17 protein-coding genes and 1 riboswitch are annotated in these 19,090 nt (G+C 44.1%); of the genes, 16 read left to right on the top strand and 1 reads right to left on the bottom strand.

Translation table 11 applies throughout. From position 1 onward, the window contains the following. Positions 1-6 precede the first annotated feature (6 nt). The 14 genes from AB1K91_RS09470 to yihA all read left to right on the top strand — a co-directional run bounded on the left by AB1K91_RS09470 (position 7) and on the right by yihA (position 16,136). Positions 7-1,287 carry a Gfo/Idh/MocA family protein gene (locus tag AB1K91_RS09470; protein WP_413089567.1) on the top strand — a complete coding sequence of 427 codons (1,281 nt, stop codon included), beginning with the start codon at positions 7-9 and terminating at the stop codon, positions 1,285-1,287. Positions 1,288-1,301: 14 nt separating this feature from the next. Continuing rightward, positions 1,302-2,090 carry an SDR family oxidoreductase gene (locus AB1K91_RS09465; RefSeq protein ID WP_413089566.1) on the top strand — a complete coding sequence of 263 codons (789 nt, stop codon included), beginning with the start codon at positions 1,302-1,304 and terminating at the stop codon, positions 2,088-2,090. 88 nt (positions 2,091-2,178) lie between these two features. Next, positions 2,179-3,006, top strand: a complete 828-nt coding sequence (locus tag AB1K91_RS09460; protein ID WP_413089565.1) for an amidohydrolase family protein — start codon at positions 2,179-2,181, stop codon at positions 3,004-3,006. Positions 3,007-3,095: 89 nt separating this feature from the next. Then, the gene (locus AB1K91_RS09455) at positions 3,096-4,874 is read left to right on the top strand and encodes a cache domain-containing sensor histidine kinase (protein WP_413089563.1); all 1,779 of its coding nucleotides are present in this window, start codon (positions 3,096-3,098) and stop codon (positions 4,872-4,874) included. Then, positions 4,849-5,619 carry a response regulator transcription factor gene (locus tag AB1K91_RS09450; protein WP_413089562.1) on the top strand — a complete coding sequence of 257 codons (771 nt, stop codon included), beginning with the start codon at positions 4,849-4,851 and terminating at the stop codon, positions 5,617-5,619. The genes AB1K91_RS09455 and AB1K91_RS09450 overlap by 26 nt, the downstream gene beginning before the upstream one ends. Positions 5,620-5,645: 26 nt before the next feature. Continuing rightward, positions 5,646-6,245 carry an SGNH/GDSL hydrolase family protein gene (locus tag AB1K91_RS09445; protein WP_413089561.1) on the top strand — a complete coding sequence of 200 codons (600 nt, stop codon included), beginning with the start codon at positions 5,646-5,648 and terminating at the stop codon, positions 6,243-6,245. Positions 6,246-6,361: 116 nt separating this feature from the next. Further along, positions 6,362-6,802 (top strand): cell wall hydrolase, encoded by a 441-nt coding sequence (locus tag AB1K91_RS09440; protein WP_413089559.1) that lies wholly within the window; start codon positions 6,362-6,364, stop codon positions 6,800-6,802. Positions 6,803-7,350: 548 nt separating this feature from the next. After that, positions 7,351-7,437: riboswitch (SAM riboswitch) on the top strand. An 87-nt stretch (positions 7,438-7,524) separates the two neighbouring features. Beyond that, positions 7,525-8,262: a cyclase family protein gene (locus AB1K91_RS09435; protein WP_413089558.1), complete on the top strand. Its 738-nt coding sequence runs from the start codon at positions 7,525-7,527 to the stop codon at positions 8,260-8,262. 247 nt (positions 8,263-8,509) lie between these two features. After that, a complete protein-coding gene (locus AB1K91_RS09430; RefSeq protein WP_413089557.1) occupies positions 8,510-8,854 on the top strand; it encodes a hypothetical protein in 345 nt (114 codons plus the stop codon). 141 nt (positions 8,855-8,995) lie between these two features. Beyond that, positions 8,996-9,979, top strand: coding sequence for a DUF3196 family protein (locus AB1K91_RS09425; RefSeq protein WP_413089556.1), 984 nt, complete (start codon positions 8,996-8,998; stop codon positions 9,977-9,979). 144 nt (positions 9,980-10,123) lie between these two features. Continuing rightward, positions 10,124-11,413 carry a trigger factor gene (gene tig / locus AB1K91_RS09420; protein WP_413089555.1) on the top strand — a complete coding sequence of 430 codons (1,290 nt, stop codon included), beginning with the start codon at positions 10,124-10,126 and terminating at the stop codon, positions 11,411-11,413. Between the two features lie 384 nt (positions 11,414-11,797). Continuing rightward, positions 11,798-13,075, top strand: a complete 1,278-nt coding sequence (gene clpX / locus AB1K91_RS09415; protein ID WP_093727657.1) for an ATP-dependent protease ATP-binding subunit ClpX — start codon at positions 11,798-11,800, stop codon at positions 13,073-13,075. Between the two features lie 159 nt (positions 13,076-13,234). Then, complete coding sequence (gene lon, locus AB1K91_RS09410) at positions 13,235-15,568, top strand: endopeptidase La (protein WP_413089554.1); 2,334 nt, start codon at positions 13,235-13,237, stop codon at positions 15,566-15,568. Beyond that, positions 15,555-16,136, top strand: a complete 582-nt coding sequence (gene yihA, locus AB1K91_RS09405; protein WP_413089553.1) for a ribosome biogenesis GTP-binding protein YihA/YsxC — start codon at positions 15,555-15,557, stop codon at positions 16,134-16,136. Before lon ends, yihA begins: the two co-directional genes overlap by 14 nt. A gap of 31 nt (positions 16,137-16,167) precedes the next feature. Here yihA and AB1K91_RS09400 read toward each other — a convergent pair whose 3' ends face one another. Further along, positions 16,168-16,650, bottom strand: a complete 483-nt coding sequence (locus AB1K91_RS09400) for a LiaI-LiaF-like domain-containing protein (protein WP_413089551.1) — start codon at positions 16,648-16,650, stop codon at positions 16,168-16,170. A gap of 218 nt (positions 16,651-16,868) precedes the next feature. Here AB1K91_RS09400 and hemA point away from each other — a divergent pair, with 218 nt between their 5' ends. Both hemA and AB1K91_RS09390 read left to right on the top strand, forming a co-directional pair. Further along, positions 16,869-18,224, top strand: coding sequence for a glutamyl-tRNA reductase (hemA, locus tag AB1K91_RS09395; RefSeq protein ID WP_413089549.1), 1,356 nt, complete (start codon positions 16,869-16,871; stop codon positions 18,222-18,224). 15 nt (positions 18,225-18,239) lie between these two features. Then, positions 18,240-19,064 (top strand): cytochrome C assembly family protein, encoded by an 825-nt coding sequence (locus AB1K91_RS09390; protein WP_413089547.1) that lies wholly within the window; start codon positions 18,240-18,242, stop codon positions 19,062-19,064. Positions 19,065-19,090 lie beyond the last annotated feature (26 nt).

Genomic DNA, 19,090 nt, shown 5'->3' with positions numbered 1-19,090 from the left:
TGCTTTATGAAAAAATATGCGCTAGTCGGAACAGGCGGCCGGGCGGAATTTTATTATGGGGCAATGGCAAGGGATTTCAAGGACACCTGTACACTTGCTGCTTTTTGTGACATTAACCAAACAAGGATGGGTTATGCCAATCAGCTGCTGAAGGAAAAGTATCAGCACCCTGCCATACCAACATACCAGGCGGCAGACTTTGATTTGATGATTCAAAAGGAAAAGCCGGATATTGTCATTGTCACGACAATCGACAGAACGCATCATACCTATATCATCAGGGCGTTGGAGCTCGGCTGTGATGTGATTACAGAGAAACCAATGACAACGGATGAAGTGAAGTGTCAGGAAATCCTGGATGCTATTCAAAGGACGGGAAAGGAAGTCCGGGTTACATTCAATTATCGATATGCCCCGCATAATACAAAGATAAAGGAATTGATCGGTTCAGGTGTAATCGGAAAAGTGAACGCTGTGCATTTTGAATGGGCCCTGGACACAAAGCACGGAGCGGACTATTTCCGCAGATGGCATCGAGATAAACGAAATAGCGGCGGCTTACTCGTGCATAAGTCCACGCATCACTTTGACTTGGTGAACTTCTGGCTGGATACGACGCCCCAGCGAGTATATGCGTCAGGTGATTTGCTTTTTTATGGGAGGGAAAACGCAGAACAAAGAGGAGAAACGACATTTTACCAGCGTGCTTATCAAAGTGAACAGGCAAAGCGCGACCATTTCGCCCTCGATTTGGAGGGAAATCCACACTTGAAAGCTATGTACCTGGATGCGGAAAAAGAAGATGGCTATCAAAGAGATCAAAGTGTTTTCGGGGATGGCATAAGTATCGAGGATACTTTGGGAGTGCTGGTGAATTATAAAAATAAAGCTATCCTGACTTACAGCTTGAATGCTTACTTGCCATGGGAAGGTTTTATCGTTTCTTTTAATGGTACCAAAGGCAGAATCGATGCGCGGATCATAGAGAAGTCCTATGTGAACTCCGGTGGTGAAAAAGCCGAGGAAGGCCAGCTTGAAGAATTGTCCATCGTTGTGAGTCCTATGTTCGATGCACCTTATGAGGTCGAAGTGAAAGCGGCAAAAGGAGGCCACGGCGGAGGCGATACGGTGATGCTGCAAGATTTATTTGGTATGCCCGAGCCTGACGTGTTTAATCGGGCAGCTACTCACATAGATGGTGCAATGTCCATCATGACTGGCATCGCAGGAAACCATTCTTTGAGGTCGGGAAATGCCGTCAACATCAGTGAATTGATCAACCTATAAAACCGAGTATTGGAATGGAGGATGTTTTGGTGGAAAAAACGGCCATCATTTCCGGCGGAGCTTCCGGAATCGGCAAGGCTGCTGCGCTTAAGTTAGCTGGTGCGGATTTTCGAGTGTGCTTGCTGGATGTGAATGATACGAAATTGACTGAAGTAAAAAAAGAGATGGAAGAGAAAGCGTACAAGGTCATGACCATCCCTTGTGATATCTCTGATTATGATCAAGTTGAAATGGCCGCTAAAAAAATGATGGAGCAGTGGGGCAGAATCGATGTGGTGTTTGCAAATGCCGGGATTGTCGGTCAGACTGCATCCATTGAATCCATGAGCATTGACAATTGGATAAACGTTCACAACATCAACCTGAACGGAACGTTTTTCCTTGTGAAGGCAACCATCCCTTATGTGAAAAAACAAGGCGGAAGCATCATCATTACCAGTTCGGTCAGCGGAAACAGAGTCTTTTCCCAAGCCGGCTTCACTGCTTATTCCACTTCAAAGGCAGCACAAGCAACATTTTCTAAGATGGCAGCATTGGAGCTTTCGAAATACCATATCCGAGTGAATGTCATCTGCCCTGGCGGAATAGAAACGGATTTTAGCAAGTCAATCAAACGATCACAGGATTTGGACGAAATCAAAGTACCTGTCGAATTCCCTGAAGGAAGCAAGCCATTGGATAAACGTTCAGGGAAACCAGAGGAAGTGGCGAATCTAGTAAAGTTCTTGGCCACCGATGAATCCAGTCATATTACGGGGACGGAAATCTATATAGATGGAGCGGAGTCATTATTGATCGGATAGGTCATCGGCTTTTATGAACAAACACCATGAAGAGAGTCATGGTGTTTGTCTGGTCTTTAGGATGTCTGATCAGAGAAGGGGCAAATAAATGATTATAGATGCTCATCAGCATTTTTGGCACAAAGTTCAAGGAGCTGATCAAGGTCCAGGCAGCAGAAGTCGGTCTTACTTGCCTCATCATTTAGGGCCTATCCTCCAATCGCATACAATAGACAAAACGATTGCTGTGCAAGCGTCGCCGAGTTTGGAAGAAAATCGCTTTCTTTTGGAAATGGCTAATAAGCGAGAAGAAGTGATCGGTGTTGTCGGTTGGGTGGAATTGGGAGAATCTGATGCCTTGCAGCGATTGGCAGAGTTTAAGGAGGATCCTCATTTTGTTGGGATCCGACCGATGTTGCAAGACCTGCCCTCGGGATGGTTGTTACAGCGTGTAGTTCTTCATAACCTTAACAAGTGTGCAGACGATGCATTCCCGGTTGATTTACAAGCCAACCCCAGACACTTACCTGCAATCATCGAATTGTTAAAGAATATCCCACATCTGCATGGTGTCATTGACCATATTGCGAAGCCTCCTATGGATCCAGGGCATATGGAGCCATGGGCAAGTCATATGCGTGAAATCGCGGAATATCCTAATATCATGTGCAAGGTTTCCGGCTTGGTTCCCGAAAAAGTCGGAGCCAGCTGGAAGACGGCAGATATCTATCCTTATGTAGAACACATTCTCGATGTTTTTGGTCCAAAACGAGTCATGTTCGGCAGCGACTGGCCGGTATGTTTGAAGTCTGCTTCTTATCCGGATATTATCCAGCTCTTTGAGGAAACAGTGGTATATCGTTTATCCGAGGCCGAAAGGGAAGATGTTTATGGTAATAATGCATGTTGTTTTTATAAATTGGACAATGAATCATAAAACAAAGAGGATATTATTTCCATTCCATAGAAATTAAAAACTATACATGTCGCTTAGTTTAATAGCTTGGCTGTGAGGGGAGTGGCATCATGAGAAGACTGAAAAACTTTTTCTCTAATTTAAAATTGAAATATAAATTGTTTTGTTTACTCTCCCTCGTCCTCATATCATTCAGCATAGGTGGATTGGTCCTTTTGCAATATGCACTTGTTGCTTACAATGATGAGATCCACCGTCAGTCGGCGCAGTCATTGAAGGTATCATCAGCTTTGATAGAAAATGAAATCGAAAAAATGAAAGGGTTCTCATATAGGTTGTCTACGGATCCTTATTTGCAGTCCTATTTATACGATTTAAGGGAAACCGACGATGCTTATGAAGCATACCTTATCGGAACCACCATTAAAAAAAGGCTCATCGACTTGGGAGCCTTTGAAGATTCGGTAGATTCCATCCAGGTATACGACACAGCTGATAGAGGCTATAGTGCGGGAAATCGTGTGATTACCATCGACAACGAGCGTTTGCTGCAATATAAACAAGAAACGAACCAAAGAGATGGAGAAGCAGCATGGTTTGCTCCTGGTGATCAGGGTGAATCGTTTGTGGTGGCTCGGGAAGTGAATGCTTACCCTGATCTTTCCTTTGAGAGGCTGGGTATGATCGTTGTGCGATTCGATATGGCAGATATCGTCTCTTCGTTTGAAAACAGTTTGGACCAAAAAGAGATGCGGCTGCTGATTGCCAATTCGAATAGGGAGATCATTTTCCCTCAGGAAATCACGAAGAAGGATTCTTACCTGATAGCCAGTACAAAGGGGACAGAAGGCTATCAGCTTGTGAATTATGAGGCCGACCGATACTTTGTGACGTACGCCTCTGCTGATTATACGAATTGGACTTATATGATAGCTTCTCCATACAGTCAATTATTCCAGGCTGTGACCTTGGTACAAAGAACCGTATTGAGCATCTATCTTCTATTATTTGTGGTGTTATTGTTTCTGGGTATCCGTTTTATCAAAGGAATCACCAATCCGATCGAAGCATTGAATAGAAAGATGAAAAGAGTGCAAAAAGGAGGAGTCAAGGACTTCAAGGAAGAGAGTCATATCTTGTTTTCTGAAGACGAAGCAGGCCAAATGCATGAAAACTTCAATAAAATGATGAACCAGATCCTATCGCTGATTGAAGAGAACTATAAGAAGCAGTTAGTGATCAAAGATGCTGAATTCAAAACACTCCAAGCACAAATCAATCCTCATTTCCTCTATAACACATTGGAATCCATCAATTGGTCGGCAAAACTTGGCAAGGTACAGGAAACCTCACGTATGACTACGTCACTCGGTTTTATTTTACGTTCCTCCCTGGAAACGAAGGACGCCCTGATTCCGCTTGCGGAAGAACTGGAAATAGTGAAGCATTATATCACGATCCAATCTTACCGTTTTCAGGAACGATTGAGCTTTCTTATCGATATCCCTGATCATCTTCTTTCCTGCAAGGTGCCCAAATTCAGCTTGCAGCCTTTGGTGGAAAATGCGATTAAGTATGGGGTGCAGGAGATTGTCGGAATGTGCACGATAAGCATCGAGGCGGTGCAGGATGGAAAAAACACGATCATCTCGGTGATTGATGACGGACCAGGGATGGAACAGGAATTCATCAATAAATTATCAAGCGGGAATTATCGGCCAAAAGGCACGGGCTTGGGGATTCGGAATATCGATAATCGATTGAAAATATTATTCGGTCCGGCATACGGCATTCGAGTGATAAGTGAACCAGCAGCTGGAACGAAGGTAATGCTGATGATTCCTTTTGAAGGAGGGACTGATATTGTTCAAAGTTCTGCTGGTAGATGATGAGCCGATGCTGCTTGAGGGAATATCTTCTATCGTGGAATGGGAGCAGCAAGGAACCGTCTTGCATGGCATTGCCGAAAATGGGCTCGAAGCCTTGGAATTCATCAAGAAGCATGCGCCTGACATCGTCATTACAGACATTACCATGCCCGGGCTGGATGGGATGGGTTTGATTGAACAAGGGAGAAAAGTCTCTCCGCTAATCAAATGGATACTTCTATCTGGCTACAATGAATTCGAATATGCACAAAAGGCAATGCGATTCGGAGTGAAGCATTATCTGCTCAAACCATCAAGTGAAGAAGACATTCATGAAGCGTTATCGGAAGTAGTACAAGAACTGGCGGAAGAAAATAAACAACAAGCCAATATGGCAGCCGACCAGACGGGCGAAATGACTAACTACTCGTCTGTTGTTAATAAGATGATTGCTGCGATAAAGGATAATATTGAAAATCCAAGCTTGTCTTTGCAATGGATTGCAAGTGAAGTGTTATATATGAACACCGATTACTTAGGAAAATTATTCAAAAAGGAAGTCGGGGAGAAATTTTCTGCTTATGTGGTGAAACGTAAGATTGATAAAGCAGTGGAAATCATCGGTAAACAGAAAGATATCAAGGTTTTTGAACTAGCTGAAAAATTAGGATACGGAAATAACCCGCAATATTTCAGTAATATTTTCAAGAAACAAACAGGGTGCAGCCCGACGGAATGGATAAAAGAACAGGTGAGAAGGCAGTGAAACAATTAATAATGGGGGGACTCTAGATGCGTGAAAAATGGGTTTTTATCGGAGACAGCATCACGGAATGCGGAAGATTCGAGGATCATCGGGATATCGGTGACGGTTATGTGAAAATGATTGAAGATGAATTTGCTCAGAGAAAAGAAGTGGAAATTATAAATAAGGGAGTGGGAGGCAACCGTGTCACCGATTTGGCCGATAGGTGGGAAGAAGATGTGCTTTCGATAGCTCCTGACTTAGTGTCGATTTCCATCGGAATCAATGACGTGTGGCGGCAATTGGATCAGCCGCAGATGCAGCAGGTTTATCCGGATGCCTTCAGGGAAATCTATGATAAGCTCCTGTTCGAAACAAAACGAACCAAAGCTGCGCTCTTCCTCATGGAACCGACAATCATAGAAGAAAATAAAGATTCAAAAGGAAATCAGATGCTGATTCCTTATGTAGAGATCGTCCGGGAACTAGCTGACAAGTATGATGCGATACTCGTGCAAACTCATACAGCTTTTTTGCAAACGACGAAAACGAATCTGACAACGGATGGTGTACATATGACCAACGACGGCAATCGCTTGATGGCTGACACCTGGCTGGAAGCGTATTTTACTGCTAATGGGAAGTGACTTTTCCATGGAGTATGAAGGTAGGGATTGGTGAATGTAACTGACATAAGTCTAAGCCCTTCAATAATATACTAACAACAAGGGGAGCTTTTTCATACTGTGAGTGGGGTGATCATATGGCGAGAGTCCGATACAATAGTTCAGATGTTGACTTGATGGCAAGAATGATGCGGGCGGAAGCTGAAGGGGAAGGGCAGCTTGGAATGCTGTTTGTAGGGAATGTCATTGTAAACCGTGCTGTAGCGGACTGTTTGGATTTTGCAGATCTGAGAACGATCGATGATGTCATCTTTCATGTACAGGGCGGGAATTACTCCTTTGAGGCTGTTCAAAAAGGAAATGTTTTTTATCAACGAGCACGTGAACAGGAAAGAAGATTGGCAGAAAGGAATTTGAAATTTTGGAGACAACAACCTGCTTCGTACGCACTTTGGTATTTTAATCCGTATGCACCATGCCCTCCGACATGGTATGGCCAGCCTTTTTCAGGTCAGTTTAAGGATCATTGCTTTTATGAGCCGCAGGCTGGCACGTGTGACAGTGTTTATATGGGGTAAAGCCTTGTATAAAATAAAGGTGTGTATAAGCATCTTGCCGCTAAAAGCAGGATGCTTATTTTACGTGATTGGAAAAACATGCAGCGTGATTTTTGAATGAGTTATATTGCGATAGAACTTAATCTCTTTTTTGTTACTGTATACTGGATGATTAAAATGAAAGGGTTTTTCTATGCATTATTTCAAACTTGAGCGCATTTCGTTGACTCTATTAGTTGTGTTCATATTAGGTTTTATCGCATTGATTGTTTTTCCATTATTAATATCGAGCACCCCTTTAGCTGGAGATCTAATTGCAAAAATAGGTATGACCATAATGGTAATAATTGGTTTCCTATAATAGGATTTTTTACAGCTTTTTTTGCCTATGAAACCAGCAGTAAAGTTGTTCTAGCTTTATCGCATGTCACTTTGGCTCTGCTTTATTATTTCATAGGATTCTGGGCGCTAGTATTCGTTTACGCGGCATTTGCTAATGCACCTTAAGGGGGAACAATTGGGTTGACCAATCATATTACTTAGAATAATATAGAATTTAACAGAATATTCTCTTATCCAGAGAGGCGGAGGGACTGGCCCTATGAAGCTTCAGCAACAGACTGTATGTACTGTGCTAATTCCAGACTAGATAAGAATCGGACTACATAAAAGTAGCGAACCCCTTCTTATTTAGAAGAGGTTTTTTTGCGTTCTTCCAAACTATTTATTTGAGGTGATCGTTTATGTCAAACGAGTTAAGCAAAGCATTGGAAGTATTGAGAGAGAAAAAATGGGTGGATCTTACCCATACCTTCGGGCCGGATTCGCCGTATTTCTCAGCTTTTTCCCCGGCGAAGTTCGAAACATTGTTCTCCCATGATGACGGCTTCTTCGCCCAGAGCTTTACCTTCCCGGGGCAATACGGAACACATCTGGATGCCCCGATCCACTTTGTGCGGGATACAAGGTATTTGGAAGAGCTCGAGTTAAAAGAATTGGTACTGCCGCTCGTCGTGATTGATAAATCAAACGAAGCGGCTGCCAATCATGATTACGCACTGTCTGTGGCAGATATCCTTGCTTTCGAGGAGGAACACGGCAAAATCGAGCCAGGTACATTTGTGGCATTGCGGACTGACTGGAGCAAGCGCTGGCCAAATCAAGAGCAGATGGATAACAAAGACGACGATGGTAACAGCCATTCCCCAGGCTGGTCATTGGAAGGACTGAAGTTCCTATATGAAGAGCGGCATATCAAGGCGGTAGGGCACGAGACGTTTGATACGGATGCAGCAGTCGATTTCCAAAAGAACGGCGCTTTGGTTGGCGAGTATTATGTGCTGGAGCGGGATTCTTATCAAGTGGAATTGCTGACTAATCTGGATCAGCTGCCAGCTAAAGGAGCTTTCATCTTTAATATCGTACCGAAAGCGGGAAAAGCGTCAGGATTTCCGGTCCGTTCCTTTGCCGTCCTTCCATGAAGCAGGGGAGCCAGATGAGTGAGCTTATTCATGGTGTGTTTTGGGAGACAAGGCGACCAATCAATAAGAGTGGCGGAATTATGGCTCGGCAATAAGGGTACCAGGATGTTGGGTGACAGATGTATAACTTGTAAAATGAGATACCGAAAATCGGGCTTCAACGACTAAATGTAAGTTTTCTGTATATTATGGGGAGAATATGCATTCTCGCTCTCGGGACATGCTACACTTTTCTTGGAGGTGGCCTATGTATTTAGATGAGACGAAACGTTATCGATTCATTGGATCTATTCCTTTCGGGAAATATTTCATGGTTCGAATCTATGATTTGGAGCTGCAGGAGGAATATACGTTATCCGATAGGCTACTCAGCCAGTATACGGATAAGCCGTTGAAGGAATTTTATCTTCAGATCAAGCGGGATATCTACGCATTGAATCACGAAGAAAAAACGCTGACATCGGAAATGGGCGATATGCAGCAGCGGCTGCTTGATTTTTTGGATGAAGAAGATGAAGAAGAATTGGCTCCTAGCATGGAAAACGTCATTCCTTTCAGAAGGCGGGGACCTGAGGATATGCCAAAAAAGTAGCGGGGACTTTATTGAGGCTGTGAATAGACGGATTCACAGCTTTTTTCCATCTAAAAGTTTGCATTCTGCGTTTTCTTTGTTAAATTTAAGGGTATAGCTGTTACCAGGTCTCTAACTGAAAATCTAATAAGGATGTTGCCGATGGATAAAGAGAATAATGTAGTCCTGTTCCCGGGTTTGAAGACACGGCTGGAGCAGGAAGGGATGAAGGAGCTCCAGGAGAAGAATTATACGGACGCGATAGATAAGTTTGAGCAGCTTTTGGATTATGGCTATCGTCAGCCGGAAATTTTGACTGGGCGGCTGATCTGCCTGATGGAGCTGGGCAGGCATGAAGAGGCAGAAGAGATGTCTTTGCAGCTGCTTGCAGCCAAAGATAAGGATTATTTGCAATACTTACATATTCATTTGACTTTGCTGTTCCAGCTTGGGCGCTATGAAGAAGTGGTGGAAATGCTGGATGAGGTGTATGCGCGGGAGAAGATTCCGACGCCGCTTAAAACATCATTCGACCAGTTGCAGAAAGTAAGCCGTAAAATGGCGGAAGATAAGAGTCAGACGACAGCCGATCAACTTATACATAATTTCGACAAAGCTAGAAAGAATCAAGATGCTGCCCTGCAATGGCAGCTCATCCAGAAATGCCATTCGCTGGATGTCAGTCCGCATGTGCAAAAGATGGAGGCTTTCCTGATGGACGAGGAAGCCGACCCAGTCGTGCAGACAGCCGTACTGGAATGGCTCATCAAACAGGAAATCGAATTTCCTGTAACCATACATAAAATGAAGGAAACAGTGACTGTAATTCCGGAGAATCTGGCGCTGGTGGAAAAATCGGAAGGGATGGAACAGGTTCTGGGACATTTGCATCTGCTCGAGCAACAGAATCCATCACTTTACGACCTGGTGTATAAGCTATTGTACCGATACATGTATGTAAGATATCCAATGACGCCCACAGTGGAAGAAGCAGCTGTACTGGCAGCTGCCCTGCAGAAGCTGGCAAGCAGTTATCTGCAAATCGAACAGCCGGCTGTCACCGAGGAAGAAGCTCAGAAAATCGCCTCGATGATGGAGGAAATCATCACATTTGAAGCAAAATTTCTGACTGTTGCCGAGGAATGACAGAGTTCGCATTGTAAGTGTTGAAAGCGACTATGAATATGTTATAATGAGATGGTTGTAAACCAGTACTAGTTAATAACTTCTTTTATGCTAGAATTGAGAACGATTAACAGGTAAGAAACGATAGATGTTGGAGGGAATATTATGTCAGCAAAATTCGAAAGAACAGAAGGCAAGAACGAGGGTATCTTAACAATCACCCTATCTCCTGAGGAATTGGATGCAGCGCTTGACAAAGCGTTTCAAAAAGTAGTGAAACAAGTTCAGGTACCAGGTTTCCGTAAAGGAAGAGTACCACGCAAAATCTTCGAACAACGCTTTGGTGTAGAATCCTTATACCAAGATGCGATTGATATCGTTCTTCCAGAAGCTTACATGAACGCTGTTGAAGAAACTGGCATCGAGCCTGTTGCACAACCGGATGTAGATCTTGAGCAGATCGAACAAGGAAAAGAGCTAATCTTCAAAGCTACCGTAACTGTCAAGCCTGAAGTAGAGCTTGGTGACTATAAAGGTCTTGAAGTAGAAGCAGAAGATACAACAGTAACCGACGAAGATGTAGAGAATGAAATCGAAGCACTTCGCAACAGACAAGCTGAATTGGTTGTCAAAGAAGAAGGTACTGTAGAAGAAGGCGACACAGTCGTAATCGATTTCGAAGGTTTCACTGATGGTGAAGCATTCGAAGGCGGTAAAGCAGAGAACCATTCTTTGGAAATCGGTTCCGGCAGCTTCATCCCTGGATTCGAAGAACAGCTAGTAGGTAAAGAATCCGGCAGTGAGTCCGACATCAGCGTAACATTCCCTGAAGAATATCATGCTGCTGAACTTGCTGGTAAAGAAGCAGTCTTCAAAGTGAAAATCCATGAAATCAAAGCGAAGGAACTTCCAGAGCTTGATGATGAATTCGCAAAAGACGTAGACGAAGAAGTAGAATCTTTGGATGCGCTTCGTGAAAAAACGAAAAACCGTCTGCAAGAAGAAAAAACAAATGCAGCGGAAAACAACAAACGCGAGCAGCTGATCAACCTTGCTACAGACAACGCGAAAGTGGATGTTCCAGAGGCAATGGTAGATACAGAGCTTGATCGCATGGTTCGTGAATTCGAACAGCGCCTGCAAATGCAAGGTATGACACTTGAAATGTACCAGCAGTTCTCCGGTCAGGACGAGGCTGCACTTCGCGAACAAATGAAAGAAGATGCTGGCAAACGCGTGAAAACAAACCTTACACTTGAAGCGATCGCGAAAGCGGAAAACGTGGAAGTGACTGATGAGGACGTTAACGCAGAGCTTGAAAAAATGGCTGAAATGTACCAAACAGACAAAGAACAATTGACTGCTATGCTTGGCGGCAACACTGACGCTATCAAAGATGATTTGAAGTTCCAAAAAGCAATCGATGTTTTGGTGGATAACAGCAAAACTGCATAAGACATAATAGAAAAACAAGGCAGCAATCACTGTGCCTTGTTTTTCTAAAAAATAAACGTATTTTCCTCCCTTTGGATTTACGTGCATGAACGGCTTTTTCGTTTACATATACTACATACATATGATTTGACTTTTTTTAAAAAAACTCCATAATAAAACGTACCTCTTTTTCGTATGTGCAGGATTTGCCAATTTGGCGGAAGCAGAAATCTTCCCTGGCAGGGTTTACCTGCGGTCATTTGGCTAATACTGATGGAAAAAGTGTTTTGCTTTTTAATACTGCTGTTATCTGATATGATTGGCTAAAGGAAGGCTGGGCGCATCCAGAATGTGTTTGATCTTTCGAGATATCATATATAGATATTACATTCGAGGGGTGAAATGATGTTTAAATTTAATGAAGAAAAAGGGCAGCTTAAATGCTCTTTCTGCGGCAAAAGCCAAGACCAAGTACGTAAATTAGTAGCCGGACCAGGCGTCTATATATGCGATGAGTGCATCGATTTGTGCACGGAGATCGTGGAAGAGGAACTTGGAAACGAAGAAGAAGTAGAATTCAAGGAAATTCCAAAGCCACAGGAAATCCGTGACATCTTGAACGACTATGTCATCGGACAGGATAAAGCGAAGAAAAACCTTGCGGTAGCGGTATATAACCACTATAAACGTATCAATTCCAGCAAAGGCTCGGATGATGTGGAATTATCCAAGAGTAATATCGCTATGATTGGACCGACTGGTAGCGGTAAAACATTACTCGCACAGACATTGGCACGTATCCTGAACGTACCGTTCGCCATTGCTGATGCGACTTCTTTGACAGAAGCAGGTTATGTCGGGGAAGACGTAGAAAACATTTTGCTTAAGTTGATCCAAGCTGCTGACTACGATGTAGAGAAAGCGGAAAAAGGTATCATTTACATCGATGAGATCGATAAAGTGGCACGTAAATCCGAAAACCCATCCATCACACGTGATGTATCCGGTGAAGGTGTTCAGCAAGCATTGCTTAAGATTTTGGAAGGCACAGTAGCAAGCGTTCCGCCACAAGGCGGCCGCAAACATCCGCATCAGGAATTCATCCAGATTGATACGACGAATGTCCTGTTCATCTGTGGTGGTGCCTTTGACGGGATCGAGCAGATCATCAAGCGCCGCCTTGGTAACAAAGTTATCGGTTTCGGTGCAGGCGAGGGCAACCAAACACTTGATAAAGGCGAATACCTTTCCAAAGTATTGCCAGAGGATCTATTGAAATTCGGTTTGATTCCGGAGTTCATCGGCCGTCTTCCGGTTATCGGCAGCCTGGAGCCGCTTGATGAGGAAGCTTTGGTTGAGATTTTGACAAAACCTAAAAATGCATTGGTGAAACAATACCAGAAGCTCTTCCAAATGGACCAAGTCGAATTGGAAATCGAGGAAGATGCACTTCGTGAGATCGCTAAATTGGCAATCGAGCGTAAAACTGGTGCACGTGGCTTGCGCTCCATCATAGAAGGTATCATGCTCGATATCATGTATGAATTGCCATCACGTGATGATATCAAGCAATGCATCATAACAAAAGATACAGTACTGCTTGAGAATGGCCGTCCGAAGTTTGTACTGCATGATGGTACCGTAACTGATGAGAACAAGCAATCTCCGAAAGAGAGTGCATAATCTCCATCTGACAGGCAGATGATCATGTACAGCAAATCCCTTGTTACAGTTGGTGGCAAGGGATTTTTTTCTTGATTTTCATAAAGTATGGGTACAGTACAGCGGTTGTGTATATACTTTAAAAAGAACTGATGAAGACAGACATTTGGAGGTGTCACGATGGAAAAAGAGAAGACACTGGTAACGCCTCTCCTGCCCTTGAGGGGGCTGCTAATTTTTCCGACGATGGTCTTGCATTTAGATGTAGGCAGGGAAAAATCCGTCCATGCACTGGAACGAGCAATGATGGAAGGGGAAACAATCTTTCTGGCTGCGCAGAAAGAAGTGGATTTGGATGAACCGACTGAAGAGGAAATCCATCATATAGGTACGGTAGCGAAAGTCAACCAAATGATGAAGCTGCCAAATGGTACGATGCGTGTATTGGTTGAAGGGTTGTACCGGGCTGAGATCATCCGCTTCCTGGAAGATGACAAGCAGTTCATGGTCGAAATCGAGGAAAGACCAGACAAGCATGGTACGAAAAATGAAGAAGAAGCCCTGATGCGAGCGCTCCTGGAGCAATTTGAGCAATACATAAAGGTTTCAAAGAAAATAGGCCAAGAGACGTTGGCAACCTTGACTGATATCAAGGAGCCGGGGCGCATGGCAGATTTGATTACCTCTCATTTATCCTTACGGCTCGATGACAAGCAGGAGATCCTGGAGATGCAGGATGTCAAGGAACGCTTGCGTCATATCATCATGATCATTACAAATGAGCGGGAAGTACTTGATCTGGAAAAGAAAATAGGCCAGCGTGTCAAACAATCCGTCGAGAAGACACAAAAGGAATATTATTTGCGTGAACAGATGAAAGCAATCCAGAAGGAGCTTGGTGATCGGGACGGCAAGTCTGGGGAAATCGAACAGTTCCGAGCGGATATAGAAGCATCTGACATGACGGATCACATGAAGGAAGTCGCTGAAAAAGAATTGCGACGTTATGAGCGTGTTCCGCAGAGCTCTGCAGAAAGCTCTGTCATTCGCAATTACTTGGAGTGGCTGATTGCCCTGCCTTGGAAGAAACAAACAGAAGATAATCTGGATATTCCCCATGCCGAAGCTACTTTGGATGAGGATCATTATGGTCTGGAAAAAGTAAAAGAAAGAATATTGGAATACTTGGCCGTTCAGAAGTTGACCAATTCATTGAAAGGTCCGATCCTTTGCCTGGCTGGACCTCCTGGGGTCGGGAAAACCTCCCTGGCGACAAGCATTTCCAAAGCAATCAATCGTAAATTTGTCCGTATTTCATTGGGCGGTGTAAGAGATGAAGCGGAAATCCGGGGTCATCGCCGTACCTATGTAGGAGCGATGCCTGGACGAATCATGCAAGGTATGAGACGTGCCGGTACTACGAATCCGATCTTCTTGCTTGATGAAATAGATAAGATGAGCAATGATTTCCGTGGCGATCCATCTTCGGCTATGCTCGAAGTGCTTGATCCGGAACAAAACAGTACGTTCAGTGATCATTTCATTGAAGAAAACTATGATCTTTCCAATGTGATGTTCATTGCGACAGCGAATAATCTGGGATCTATTCCTGGGCCGTTGCTTGACCGGATGGAGATCATCAGCATCGCAGGTTATACCGAAGTGGAAAAACTGCATATTGCCAAGGAACATCTATTGCCGAAGCAAATCAAAGAAAATGGTTTGAAAAAAGGCAATATCGTCATGAAGGATGAAGCACTTGAGCATATCGTCCGCCGTTATACAAGAGAAGCCGGTGTGCGTGGATTGGAGCGCCAGCTGGCAGCGGTTTGCCGTAAAGTAGCACGGATCATCGTTTCTGAAGATAAGAAGCGGGTCACGGTATCGGCGAAGAAAGTGGAAGAATTGCTTGGACGCCCACGCTTCCGTTATGGTTTAATGGAGGAGGAGAATCAAGTTGGCGCAGCGACAGGTCTTGCTTATACGACTGCTGGCGGAGATACATTATCCATTGAAGTTTCTTTATCTCCGGGTAAAGGGAAACTTACGTTGACTGGAAAACTCGGGGATGTGATGAAGGAATCAGCACAGGCTGCCTTCAGCTATATCCGGTCCAATGCCGAAGAGCTCGGCGTCGATCCATCCTTCCATGAACAATATGATATTCATATCCATGTGCCGGAAGGAGCGACACCGAAGGACGGTCCGTCCGCCGGTATCACGATCGCCACTGCTTTGACGAGTGCACTTACAAGAAGACCAGTGCGCAAAGATGTCGGGATGACAGGCGAGATCACCCTTCGCGGCCGTGTTTTGCCGATCGGCGGACTGAAGGAAAAGAGTTTGAGTGCTCACCGGGCAGGTATCACGACAATCTTATTCCCGGCTGATAATGACCGTGATCTGGAGGATATACCCGATACAATCAAGCAAGACATGACGTTTATCAAAGTCAGCCATCTTGATGAGGTATTAAAATACGCATTGGTGGAAGATAAACATGAAAGTAACTGAAGCAGAAATCGTAATCAGCGCAGTATCGAAAAAGCAATACCCGGAAACACATATGCCGGAGATTGCTTTAGCGGGGCGCTCGAATGTAGGGAAATCATCTTTTATCAATAAGATGATCAATCGCAAAAACTTGGTCCGCACATCCCAAAAGCCTGGGAAGACGCAGACATTGAACTTTTATAAGATCAATGACCGCTTTCATTTCGTGGATGTGCCGGGCTATGGTTATGCCAAGGTTTCAAAGAAGGAACGTAATGCTTGGGGCAAAATGCTGGAGGAGTATTTCACGGAGCGTGAGAATCTGAAGGCAGTCGTGCTGCTTGTTGATATCCGTCATGAACCGACGAAGGACGACGTGACCATGTATGATTTCCTGAAGCATTATGAGCTGCCGGTTGTCGTAGTGGCAACCAAACTGGACAAGATCCCAAAAGGAAAACGAGTGCAGCACATCAAGCGTGCTGCTGATAAGCTGCAGCTTGAACAAGAGGATATCATCCTTCCATTTTCCTCGGAAACGGGAGAAGGAAAAGAAGAAGCATGGGGAGTTTTAAAACGATTCCTATGAAAAATAACCGTACAAGCTTAGGCCTGTACGGTTATTTTTTTCGGAAAAGAAGATAAGCGCCTGCCAATATAAGCAATACAGGCCAGAAATCACTGATGATGCCAGCTGTTCTATCAAGCCAGCCGAACCAGGCTGGCTGCTTTGGTGCGGCAATCGTAAAGATACCAAGGGCCAGCAGCAAAATCGCCCATACATAACCTTTTTTGGTTTTTAGTGCCGATATGAATAAAGCAGCGCCAGCAAGGAATGGGTAAGCTCCCCAACTGTCGGTCCAGAAGCTGTAATGCTTCTGTCCATGGAAATGGAGCCCCAAGCCTAAAATGAAATACCCAGCGAATAAGTTTTTATGATCTTTCGTAAGATAAGCATGCATTAGTAGAGCCGCGCCAATGATGATCAACAAAGTGGGCCATGAGTAAAAATCCACAAACAAGGGAACTCGTAACTGTCGCAGCAGGAAATAAGCTCCGATTCCTAGTAAAAGGAATCCGACAAAAGCATTTTTCTTCGTCATAACATCTCTCCACATAATAATTATTATTAAATAAGATTAAATCGTTGATTATCATGACTATCTGTGTTAATTTGTTATATGTACTTATGAAATAATTCACAAACACACACTCTATCCTAACACAATTGTTTACGATTCTGTTCACAAATTTGCTTAGGACATAAATACCACAGTGTTATACTGGTATGAGCGAAAGGTTTTCAAGGGGGAAAAAGGGAATGTACATGTTAGTTGCTGGAATCAATTATCGCACAGCCCCGATTGAAATAAGAGAAAAACTAAGTTTCAAGGAAGAAGAGCTTGGCTTAGCGATGCAAGCACTCTCCAACCAGAAAAGCATGCTCGAGAACGTCATCATCTCGACTTGTAACCGTACGGAGATTTATGCTGTGGTCGATCAGATGCACACCGGCCGCTATTATATAAAAAAATTCTTGTCTGAATGGTTCGGAATCGATAAAGACGAGATTGCATCTTATCTTACATTTCATGAGGATGAAAGAGCCATGGAGCATCTGTTCCGGGTAGCAAGTGGACTAGATTCCATGGTCGTAGGGGAAACACAGATCCTTGGGCAGCTGAAACGCTCTTTCCAAAAAGCACAGGAACTTCATACATCCGGAACGATTTATAATGAATTGTTCAAACAAGCTGTGACGTTGGCGAAGCGGGCGCATACAGAGACTGGAATCGGTGAGAATGCTGTATCTGTCAGTTACGCTGCGGTGGAATTGTCCAAGAAGATTTTCGGTGATATTTCTTCCAAACGAATCGTCATCCTCGGTGCTGGTAAAATGGGGGAACTGGCAGCAAGGAATCTGCACGGTTCAGGCGTCAAGGATGTAACGGTCATTAACCGGACGAAAGAAAAAGCCGAACAGCTGGCCGCTTTGTTCAGTGGTAAAGCAGCCGGATGGGATGAACTCGATACAGCACTGCAAAATGCGGATATCGTCATCAGTTCCACAGGAGCTCCAGGGTATGTCCTGGACAAACAAATGCTTCAGCCAGTTCTGAAAGAACGCAAAGGCCAGCCGTTATTCTTGGTCGATATTGCAGTACCACGCGATATCAATCCAGATGTGGATGATTTGGACAGCACATTTTTATATGACATCGATGACCTGCAAGATGTTGTCGATGCGAATTTGGCTGCCCGTCAGGAAGCAGTGGAAAAAATCGAAATCATGATCGAAGGCGGTATCGTCGATTTCAAAGTTTGGCTGCAGACATTGGGGGTCGTGCCAGTCATCACCGAGCTTCGTCGTAAAGCGGCCGCAATCCAAGCTGAAACGATGAAAAGTTTGGAACGCAAGCTGCCGGATCTAAGTGAACGTGATATACGGGTGCTGAACAAGCATACGAAAAGTATCATCAACCAGTTGCTTAAACAGCCGATCACGCAGGCAAAGGAGCTTGCCGGCCGTGAAAACAGCGAAGAACTCATCCAGCAGTTCGCAGAGATTTTCGGAATCGAAAAGGCGGTACTGGACAAACAAAATAACATTGTCAAACTGGAGCGATCAGGGTCACAAGAGCTTCAGACTGTGCCGAATGCATCCTCAACCAGATAAAAAGAAGGGCTTATAATGCAGGTACCAGCTTATCTTTATGAAATCATTTTGTTACTTTATGCAGCCAGCATTTTCAGCTATTTTATCGATTTTATACAAAAGAATCGGAAGGCGAATGTTTTCGCCTTCCGTTTGCTTACATTGGTTTGGTTCTTCCAGAGCCTTTTTTTATTGCAGGAAATGATTGCACATGCCGGACTGCCGGTAAAGGATGTATATGAAGGCTTATATTTTTATGCCTGGGTCATCGTATCGCTTTCTTTGTTCATCAACCGTATCTACAAAGTCGATTTCCTCACCTTCTTCCTGAATGTGGTCGGCTTTTTTATGATGTTGTTATATATTGCAAGCTCGGCTTACGAGCGGCAATGGACGCAGACGATTCCATTCATGGATGAAGTATTGATCGCGCACATCACATTAGCTATAGTGGCTTATGGATTTTTCACGCTGTCTTTTGTCTTTGCTGTCATGTACTTGCTGCAATTCCAGCTCTTGAAGCGAAAAAAAGGGTATAGATGGTGGACAAGGCTTGGTGATTTGGGCAAGCTAGAAACATATACTTTCACCTCCATTACGATTGGGACGCCTTTGTTGCTGTTATCTATCGTGTTGGGGATTGTATGGGCTTATACGACAGCTGCGGCCTTCTATTGGTTCGATTGGAAGACAATCGGTTCGCTGACGGTATTGGCAGTCTATGCAATCTATCTGTTCCTGCGTCTGGCAAGAGGGGTGAGAGGAAAAGGCTTGGCAATCTACGCCATTGCTGCTTTCTTGATCCTGATCATCAATTTCTTCTTACTTAGCACGTACTCATCATTTCATTTTACTGGGTGATTCCCTAGTTTTCAGGAGGTAGAGCA

Source organism: Terribacillus jepli, from assembly GCF_047228925.1.
In the GTDB taxonomy this organism is placed as follows: Bacteria; Bacillota; Bacilli; order Bacillales; family Amphibacillaceae; genus Terribacillus.
Note: the sequence above shows the minus strand (reverse complement) of the source record. Positions and strands in the feature narration are given on the sequence as shown.

Coding starts and splice junctions, on each gene's coding strand:
- AB1K91_RS09445 (WP_413089561.1), top strand. CDS start 5,646: ATGCGTGAAAAATGGGTTTTTATCGGAGACAGCATCACGGAATGCGGA.
- AB1K91_RS09455 (WP_413089563.1), top strand. CDS start 3,096: ATGAGAAGACTGAAAAACTTTTTCTCTAATTTAAAATTGAAATATAAA.
- clpX (WP_093727657.1), top strand. CDS start 11,798: ATGTTTAAATTTAATGAAGAAAAAGGGCAGCTTAAATGCTCTTTCTGC.
- hemA (WP_413089549.1), top strand. CDS start 16,869: ATGTACATGTTAGTTGCTGGAATCAATTATCGCACAGCCCCGATTGAA.
- AB1K91_RS09435 (WP_413089558.1), top strand. CDS start 7,525: ATGTCAAACGAGTTAAGCAAAGCATTGGAAGTATTGAGAGAGAAAAAA.
- AB1K91_RS09470 (WP_413089567.1), top strand. CDS start 7: ATGAAAAAATATGCGCTAGTCGGAACAGGCGGCCGGGCGGAATTTTAT.
- AB1K91_RS09430 (WP_413089557.1), top strand. CDS start 8,510: ATGTATTTAGATGAGACGAAACGTTATCGATTCATTGGATCTATTCCT.
- lon (WP_413089554.1), top strand. CDS start 13,235: ATGGAAAAAGAGAAGACACTGGTAACGCCTCTCCTGCCCTTGAGGGGG.
- AB1K91_RS09440 (WP_413089559.1), top strand. CDS start 6,362: ATGGCGAGAGTCCGATACAATAGTTCAGATGTTGACTTGATGGCAAGA.
- AB1K91_RS09400 (WP_413089551.1), bottom strand. CDS start 16,650: ATGACGAAGAAAAATGCTTTTGTCGGATTCCTTTTACTAGGAATCGGA.
- tig (WP_413089555.1), top strand. CDS start 10,124: ATGTCAGCAAAATTCGAAAGAACAGAAGGCAAGAACGAGGGTATCTTA.
- yihA (WP_413089553.1), top strand. CDS start 15,555: ATGAAAGTAACTGAAGCAGAAATCGTAATCAGCGCAGTATCGAAAAAG.
- AB1K91_RS09390 (WP_413089547.1), top strand. CDS start 18,240: ATGCAGGTACCAGCTTATCTTTATGAAATCATTTTGTTACTTTATGCA.
- AB1K91_RS09460 (WP_413089565.1), top strand. CDS start 2,179: ATGATTATAGATGCTCATCAGCATTTTTGGCACAAAGTTCAAGGAGCT.
- AB1K91_RS09425 (WP_413089556.1), top strand. CDS start 8,996: ATGGATAAAGAGAATAATGTAGTCCTGTTCCCGGGTTTGAAGACACGG.
- AB1K91_RS09465 (WP_413089566.1), top strand. CDS start 1,302: ATGGAGGATGTTTTGGTGGAAAAAACGGCCATCATTTCCGGCGGAGCT.